Source organism: Novipirellula herctigrandis, from assembly GCA_007859835.1.
Classification (GTDB): domain Bacteria; phylum Planctomycetota; class Planctomycetia; order Pirellulales; family Pirellulaceae; genus Novipirellula_A; species Novipirellula_A herctigrandis.
In genome coordinates, this window is sequence record SJPJ01000001.1 from 4,569,078 (window position 1) to 4,576,938 (window position 7,861).

Genomic DNA, 7,861 nt, shown 5'->3' on the forward strand with positions numbered 1-7,861 from the left:
GACCGCGACGGTAGGAAACGAAAAAAAGCCAGCCTCCCCATGCGGAGGCTGGCTACTGAAGAGGTCTAAAGAGTTTGTTGTTTGATCAGGTCGTACGACACTTCACTGCGGTCCGTCACCCTGAGTGATAACTATCTCGGTGGATTACCACCGAGCGACGATGGCAATTCGCTTATCGGCGGTTCATCGCGACGGGGCCGCCTTGGTATCGTGGGTAAGCGGTTAGGTGTTGCGGTTGGCCGGTTCGCACATTGACCACCGTCATTTGCAATTGGCCTCCGCTACGATTGATTGCTCGTAGTAACTCACCTTGGCATGTCAGTGGGATCGAGTTGGCGGTGACGAGAATATCGCCAGGTTCTAAGCCGATTTGTTGGGCAGGTGAACCAGGGACGACGCTGTTGACGCGTTGGCCGTATTGCTGCTGAGGTCCGGGGCCAGGATACGGAATGACGCGAGTTTCAATCGCTGCAACAGGCCCAACGCCCGAATTTGGTAAGACCACCGTCGATGTGTAAACGCCTAAGAAGTAACTCGAGGTCGGCTGGGTCGGAGGACCGATGGGCATAGGGACAACTTGAATGCGGTTTTGTGCGGATGCCGCGGAAACAGTGATCAGGGTAGCAAGCAGGGCAGCGAGGGTGTTTGCCGTTTTCATCGTTAGGATTCCTTGACGTGGGGATGAGTGAAATGGGTTGAGAGCGGAATGCTCGAGGGAACAATCAACACCAGCGAAGACAACCGATACAAAGGGACACAGAAATTTGAAAAAAAAGAAATTGACCAACCAATCCTCGTTTTTCTGATAGCCAACCGGGGGGAACGAGTGTTACCATTAGCGTCTGGTGGGGAAGCCTGTCCCGATGTTTCTCCGCGTCCTACTTTGATTGAATGAGGCGAGATACCATGTCCGAAAAATCGCGTTTAGGTGAACAAACGATGACAGTGGAGCGATGCCTCGAAATGCTTCGCGAAGGTGATACCGCAGTCCGGGGCGAGCTACTGAATTTGACCCAAGATCGGTTAATGCGTTTGACCGCCAAGATGAAGCGTGATTTTCGTGGCGTGGGACGTTGGGAACAAACCGAGGATGTGTTTCAAAATGCTTCGATGCGTCTTTACCAAGCGATGTCGTCAACAAAAATTGAAGACACTCGCCACTTTTTCCGGTTGGCCGCACTACAAATTCGTCGTGAATTGATCGACTTATGTCGCCACTATCGCGGCCCACAGGGCCAAGGAGCCCATCACGCGACCCAGCCTCGCGATGCCGATGGTGACCAAGATCGTGCTGCGGCATTCGATCCCGGCGATGCCACCGGAAACCCCTCGGAATTGGAAGCCTGGAGTGATTTCCACGAGTGTGTCGGCCAATTGCCCGATCGAGAACGAGAAGTGTTCGAGCTGCTGTGGTATCATGAACTTAAGCAAGAAGAAGTAGCCGAATTGCTGGGCGTTTCGACGCGCAGCGTGAAGCGGCTTTGGCGATCAGCTCGGCTAATGTTACATGATCGCTTGAACGATTCGACTCGACAAAGTATCGCGATCGGATGAATGTGGATGCAAAGACGGTTACCGTGATCGAAGACCTGCTCGACCGCTGGGAAGAAGCAAACGAAGCAGGCCAACCGATTTCGATTGAAGCTCTTTGTGAGTCGCACCCCGATTTGCTTGATGCCGTTCGATCACGGATTGCAAGACTGCAGGAAATCGATGGCCGCATCGGCAAAGGGATCGAATCCCTGAGTCGAAAGGATGCAAAGCTACTTATCCAATCTTCGATCGAAGAGCTGGATTTTTTGCAACGTGGCGGTTTAGGTGCGGTGTACGTTGGCGAAGATGCAGCCGTCCATCGTTGTGTGGCCGTCAAATTTCTGCATCCCCATCTGGCCACCGATCCGCTGTGCCGCGAACGATTTTTGCTCGAAGCCGAAGTCACCGCGCGGCTTGAACATCCCGGTGTGATCCCGCTGTATGGTATTGGGCAAACCGATGATGGCGATCCATTTTACGCAATGCGGTTCATCGATGGTCAATCGATGGATGAGCTGGTCAAGTCATTGCATGAGCGACCGGCTGAATCAAAAATCAACCGACTCGAAAACGATCGTCGATATCGGCAATTGCTAAACCATTTTTTATCTGTTTGCCAAACCATTGCCTACGCCCATAACCGTGGGATCGTGCATCGCGACATCAAGCCAGCCAATGTGATGTTGGGAAAATACGGCGAAACCATTGTCGTCGATTGGGGATTAGCAATTCCTGTGGTTCGGGACGAACCGTTTCGTCAAAGCGGCGAAAAGACACTGATGCCCGCTCTCACAGGCGAGAGCAGCACGTCCGGACAAGGCGCGGGGACACCGGTTTATATGAGCCCCGAGCAGGCATCGAATTTGGCTCCAACACCCGCCAGCGACATCTACAGTCTCGGTGCCACGCTTTACAAAATCTTGTCTGGTAAAACGCCCGTCGATGGCAATTCGCTCGTCGAAGTCAAGCAGCGTGTGATCGATGGACGAATCACGCCGGTCGATGAAATCCGCCCGAACGTCCCACCCCCATTGGCAGCGATCACTCACAAGGCCTTGTCGCTGAAACCGTCGGATCGCTACGCAACCGCTTTGCAAATGGCCGAGGATGTGGAAGCGTTCTTGGCCGATGAGCCGGTCTCTGCATACCGGGAATCGTGGCTTGGAAAAGCGATGCGAGTCGCGCGCCATCATCGCTCGGCGACACAAACGGCGATCATCGCACTGCTAATTGGCTCGGTTTTAGCCGGTTTTGCGTTCTTGACCTTGGGGGCGTATGCAACGCGAGAAACCTTGCTTCGCAAAGATGCTCAAGCAGCACAAATCCAAGCGTCGGACGAGCGAGCCAACGCGGAGCGGCTCCGACGTGAGTCGATGGCGACAAGCGCAAAGTTCTTAGCTAAATCCCTTGGCAATGAGATCGACCTACGGTGGCGTGTGTTGGAAGCCGAAGCAGCATCGCCGATCCTTCGCAAATTAATCACCGACTTGAATGCCAACGTTTCCACGGCACCGGTTGATCCCGAGCGTGACGAAGGTGCACTTCTACTCAGTTCGCTCGATCCGGCCAGAAGCGAACTACAAAATTGGTTGCAAGCTCGTTACATCAACAGCCAACGATCAGTGAAATCGGATTCGTGGTTCGTCCAAAGCATCGACGGCACTCAGCTAGCCCGCGTGCTGCCAGGCGACAGCATCGGGCGAAATTATCGACATCGCGACTATTTCCACGGCCGTGGCTACGATTTGAATTTGGGATCCATTAGCAAGGATGCCGATTTGCCCAAACCGCTTGTCGACAAGGTCGTTCACATGTCGGCGGTCTACGAAAGTACAAACACGAGGACCTTGAAAGTCTCGTTCTCCGTGCCGATTTATGACGCGGAAGTGGAAGCATATTCACGTGAACGCATCGGTGTGATGGGAATGTCGGTGGAATTAGGCGATTTTGCGATGGACGAAAATACGTGGTTGATCGATACGCGTCCGGATCCGTTCGCCAAACAGCGGGGTTTGCTGCTTCAGCATCCCGATTTAGGCCAACGCAGCGAGGACGTCGAGCCTCCCCGTCTAAGCGAGGAGTTGGTGGGACGATCGTTGGAACTGCGGAAAAAACGGGCTCGTCAAACCGATAGGGTCGCATCGCTTTCGCCGCAGGAAACGGTGCTTTTGATTGACGATCCGATTCATTTCACACCGACACTGGTTGCAATGGAACCGATCATGATCAAGGGTCGAGCGGCCGATGTCGCCGATACCGGATGGATTGTTGTGGTCACGGAAACGAAATAAAAAAACTATTTGCGATTTTCCTTGTCCCCTCGGAGTGGTCGGTTCCGCCCTGCAAAAGAGTTAACCCCTTACAACTCTCTTTTGCAGGAACAAAACGATGCTTCACACAAACCTTCTTCAAAATGTCCGTACTTTGGTCTTAGCTTCGATGGCCGCATGTCTCGTGACTGTGACCGCACAAGCCCAAAGCGCTGGGACAATTGTCGATGTCGGACCTGGTTTTGCTGGTTCCAATGCCACCGCGGGTGGTGCTTGGATGCATACTGACACCGATTCACGGGTCGGACCCGGTGGCAGCATGGGACGCGGGTTGGCGATCGGTGCTGGACCGAACGGATTGGCATTGTCCCATTCGATCGGCGTCAACAGTGGTGGCGTCGGCGTCGGACACAACTTCAATATGTCGATCGGGCGAAACGGCACGCATGTCAGCCACGGTGGCGTTCAGTCCACCGGCGGAAACTCGCGAATCATCGCTGGCGGTAACACCCGGCAAATCTTTGGTGGTGTTTCGGGTGGCAGCAATGTCACTGGATTCGGCAACCAAACCAGAGCCTACACGGGTGCTCGGACGCGTCTTTTCCGCCGCTGGTAAGGACCATTCGCTTCACCGAACCCTATTTCGATCACGCTCACTCTTCTCACAGGAAACCAAGCCATGTTCCGTTTAGCTACATTCGCCTTCGTCGCGATCACTACCTTATCGACTTGCTCGGCTCAACAATCGTTGTTTGATTCCCATGGCCGTGTCGACGTCGACGCCATTCGCCGTCACACGATGGCCACAATGCCGATTCCCTCTGGAATCGATGACGCTGCAGGTTTGATGCATACATTTGATCACCTCGCACTCAATCCTGTCCAAAAGTGGGGTTTACGTTTAATGCCCGTCCCAAATTTGCTTGCCAATTGCCACAAATTGCTCGCCGACGGAGCCGGTCTATTGGTCGTCGATGTTGCGGATCGGTCACCAGCACACCAAGCCGGAATTCGTTCGGGCATGGTACTGCTTTCGATCGACGACCAGGATTTGCGTCGACTTGATGATGTACCACCGTTAAGCGACGGTTGTCAAATTCGCCTATTGACCGAAAAAGGGCTGCAATCGGCGAACATAAATTTGTCAACGAATGCATCGCCTATCAATTTCGATTCGGTATCGGTCAGCAACATCAATGGCCAAATTCGGATTCGAGCGACCCTCGAGACTCAAAGCGGCTCGCAACAGATTGATATGCAAGGCAATCGCGACGAAATTGATCGTCAAATCGATGAACTTCCGACCAAAATAGGCGAACAACTGCGTCGCCAAGTTGGCTATTAGCCCAATTAGCAATTCGATCGCTAGAAATCGGGCACGTTCGCGTCCCAAGCCCACGCACCCACAATACCACCGTCCCACTGAAAACCCAGTTTACGTCTGCTTTGGCAGCACGGGAGCTGGGTTTTTTCGTTTGCATCGGGTTTCGCTTTCATTTCGTTGTGTTCTGAAAACGACAAGCAAAAAAAACTTTCAACATTTCGTGTCCCCTTTCTCTGCTCGCTCTCGCCCAGTTAATCGTTGGCCGGCATCGATGTTTGATTCGGCCCTAATCACATCGCTTCTTGCGAATGAACCCGCAAGATACTTTTCGGAGACAAGACCATGAAACGCTTCACATCCTTGTTCAGTTTTGCCGCAGCCGTACTCGCCGTATCACTCGTCGCATCGGACGCATCGGCACAAGTATCCTCTAGCAGTTTCTCGACGGGCGGCGTCGCACGATCATCCGCATCCGGCTCAGGCAATGTACGCTTGAATGCCCGCGCCGCCGCTTCCAATGGCGGTTACGCAGACGCTCGAATGACCGGCTCAGGATTTAACGGTGGCCGAGCAACCGGCAATGCAATCGCGGCCAGTAACGGTGGTATTGCGGTCGCTCGTGGCAATAGTGTCGCGAACGGATGGAACGCTCGCAGTAACAGCAACGCCGTTGCCGCATCGAACTACGGCGTAGCCATCGCCAACGACTCGGCTCGAGCTTACGGTAACGCCAATGCCAACAGCATGAGCGGTGCGTTCACCACGGGAGGCTTCTCGGCAGCCAACGGATCAGCAACCGCACGTGGATACTTCGGCGGTCGTGCTGTAGCAAACAATACCGCGATCAGTGCAGTTGATTACGGTGTCGGCATCGCCAACGGCAGTGCCAATTCGACCGCCATCTTCGGCGGCCAAGCAATCAGCAACAGCGGAGCCTACAGCGTTGGCGTCGGCGGTTTCCATAACTCAGGAGCCACGGCAAACAGTGGTGCAATGTTCGGTGGCCAAAGCATCTCCAATGCCTACCACTTCGCTCCCTAAAAAAGTGCTGCAAGCCACTTTCCACCGCGATTCAATGAACGCAGGCCCAGCTTAAGACGGGCCTGCGTTTTTTTCGTTGGGATGTGAAAGCTAGATCAACTCGAATCGTCGAGTTCCGACAAGCTATTTGGTCGGTTGGATTCCGAGTGATTCGTTCGCGGCCGTTTGAAAAGCCGCTCGGATGTCCGAATCGTCGCTGTTGGGTAAACCGGTACGCTGGATCATTAGCACGTAGACCGTTTTTGTTTTTGGGTCGACCCAACCCTGTGTTCCAAACGCTCCACCATGTCCGAAAGTCCCAGGCGATAGTGTTTCCGAAACTCCTTGGGGTTCACGAACAATACACCATCCCAAGCCCCAACCGTTGCCTGGCGTAAAGCCGGTTACAAGCTCCTCGGTTTGCAAAGACGTCATTTGCTCGACTGAATCTTTCGACAAATATCGTGTCCCACGAAATTGACCGCCATTGAGAACCATCTGATAAAACAGAAACATATCGCGACCGGCCGAAAACAATCCGCCCGATGGGTTCGGGCCTTGCGTTTTACCCTCACTCGCGTCGGCTGAATGCTCCGTGATGCGGTTATTGACTGGTGTCAACGATGACTCCCCGGGACCATAAAGTGTTGCCACTCGCATTTGTCGTTTTGCATCCGGAAAGAACGTCGTGTTTTTCATCCCTAGGGGCTCAAAGATCCGTTCGTTCAAAAACGCATCGAGTGGTTGATCCGAAACGATTTCAACGATTCGCCCCGCCACGTTCAATCCAGGGCTATATTTCCACATAGTGCCTGGATCGAAAGCACGCGGTCGCATCGCGATTTCGTCTACTGCGTCTTTCAGAGAACCCGCAAAGACTTGATCGCCCGCCAGTCCCGACGTATGTGTCAGAAGATCTCGAATCGTGATTTCGCGACTCGGTGATTCACCGTTTTTCAATTTCGCCGTGGCAAACGCAGGAATGTACTGGCTGACTTTGTCGTCGACACTCAGCTTGCCTTCCTCTTGAAGCATCATCACCGCAGTAGCAACGATCGGTTTGGTCATCGAGGCAATCGAAAATAGCGAAAATCTCACCATGGGCTTATCAGCGTCGATATCGGCAAGGCCGACCGCACCGTAGTGAGCGATCTTTCCGTCGTGCCCGACCAGCGTTACCGCTCCTGAAATCTCGCCTGACTCCACATACGCTTCCATCGCCTTATCAATGGCCGCGACGGTAGGAGCTGTCTTTTTCGGGGCAGCCTCCTGAGCAGATGCGATAAACGGGACAAGGCACCCGAATGCCAATGCGCAAATTGCACTCGATCGAATGTGAGTCATGGTTAGTTGTCCTTTAAAAAAGATCCAGAGTCAGAAAAAGACTGACAGGAAAGGCATCGACATTCTCCAACAGTCTGCAAAACAGTATAGCGACCAGCGATTCCCATCCTCGACTTATCTAGAACGGACCACAAAGACGTTGGCGGTCACCCACGTAGTCGATGGGCAAACCAGAAGGACTCATTTGTTCACTAGTAAGTGTAAGGTACTCTGACCCAGGCAAATAAGGCTAGTTTTCGCTTGCAATTACCCCACCAGACGGGGAACATATGGGGGGGTGAACATTACAGCCGGATTGCTACGCAGACTTCTTTATGACATGTAGAAAAAGAGCGACTCGCGTAGCAGCACACTTCGACGAGACAGTCCA

General features: G+C 53.4%; 7 protein-coding genes. 5 read left to right on the forward strand and 2 right to left on the reverse strand.

Annotated elements, in window-relative coordinates; genetic code table 11:
* Nucleotides 1–172: 172 nt before the first annotated feature.
* Nucleotides 173–658 (reverse strand): PDZ domain-containing protein, encoded by a 486-nt coding sequence (locus CA13_RS16905; RefSeq protein ID WP_146398559.1) that lies wholly within the window; start codon nt 656–658, stop codon nt 173–175.
* Nucleotides 659–906: 248 nt separating this feature from the next.
* Between CA13_RS16905 and CA13_RS16910 the strand changes: the two genes are divergently transcribed.
* The 5 genes from CA13_RS16910 (at nt 907) to CA13_RS16930 (ending at nt 6,168) form a co-directional block, all read left to right on the forward strand.
* The gene (locus tag CA13_RS16910) at nt 907–1,554 is read left to right on the forward strand and encodes an RNA polymerase sigma factor (RefSeq protein ID WP_419194472.1); all 648 of its coding nucleotides are present in this window, start codon (nt 907–909) and stop codon (nt 1,552–1,554) included.
* Nucleotides 1,551–3,824: a serine/threonine protein kinase gene (locus CA13_RS16915; protein ID WP_146398562.1), complete on the forward strand. Its 2,274-nt coding sequence runs from the start codon at nt 1,551–1,553 to the stop codon at nt 3,822–3,824. Before CA13_RS16910 ends, CA13_RS16915 begins: the two co-directional genes overlap by 4 nt.
* 97 nt (nt 3,825–3,921) lie before the next feature.
* Nucleotides 3,922–4,419: a hypothetical protein gene (locus CA13_RS16920; RefSeq protein WP_146398564.1), complete on the forward strand. Its 498-nt coding sequence runs from the start codon at nt 3,922–3,924 to the stop codon at nt 4,417–4,419.
* A gap of 63 nt (nt 4,420–4,482) precedes the next feature.
* Nucleotides 4,483–5,148 (forward strand): hypothetical protein, encoded by a 666-nt coding sequence (locus CA13_RS16925; RefSeq protein WP_146398566.1) that lies wholly within the window; start codon nt 4,483–4,485, stop codon nt 5,146–5,148.
* 321 nt (nt 5,149–5,469) lie between these two features.
* The gene (locus CA13_RS16930; protein ID WP_146398568.1) at nt 5,470–6,168 is read left to right on the forward strand and encodes a hypothetical protein; all 699 of its coding nucleotides are present in this window, start codon (nt 5,470–5,472) and stop codon (nt 6,166–6,168) included.
* A gap of 123 nt (nt 6,169–6,291) precedes the next feature.
* Here CA13_RS16930 and CA13_RS16935 read toward each other — a convergent pair whose 3' ends face one another.
* Nucleotides 6,292–7,491 (reverse strand): serine hydrolase domain-containing protein, encoded by a 1,200-nt coding sequence (locus CA13_RS16935; protein ID WP_146398570.1) that lies wholly within the window; start codon nt 7,489–7,491, stop codon nt 6,292–6,294.
* Nucleotides 7,492–7,861: the final 370 nt, after the last annotated feature.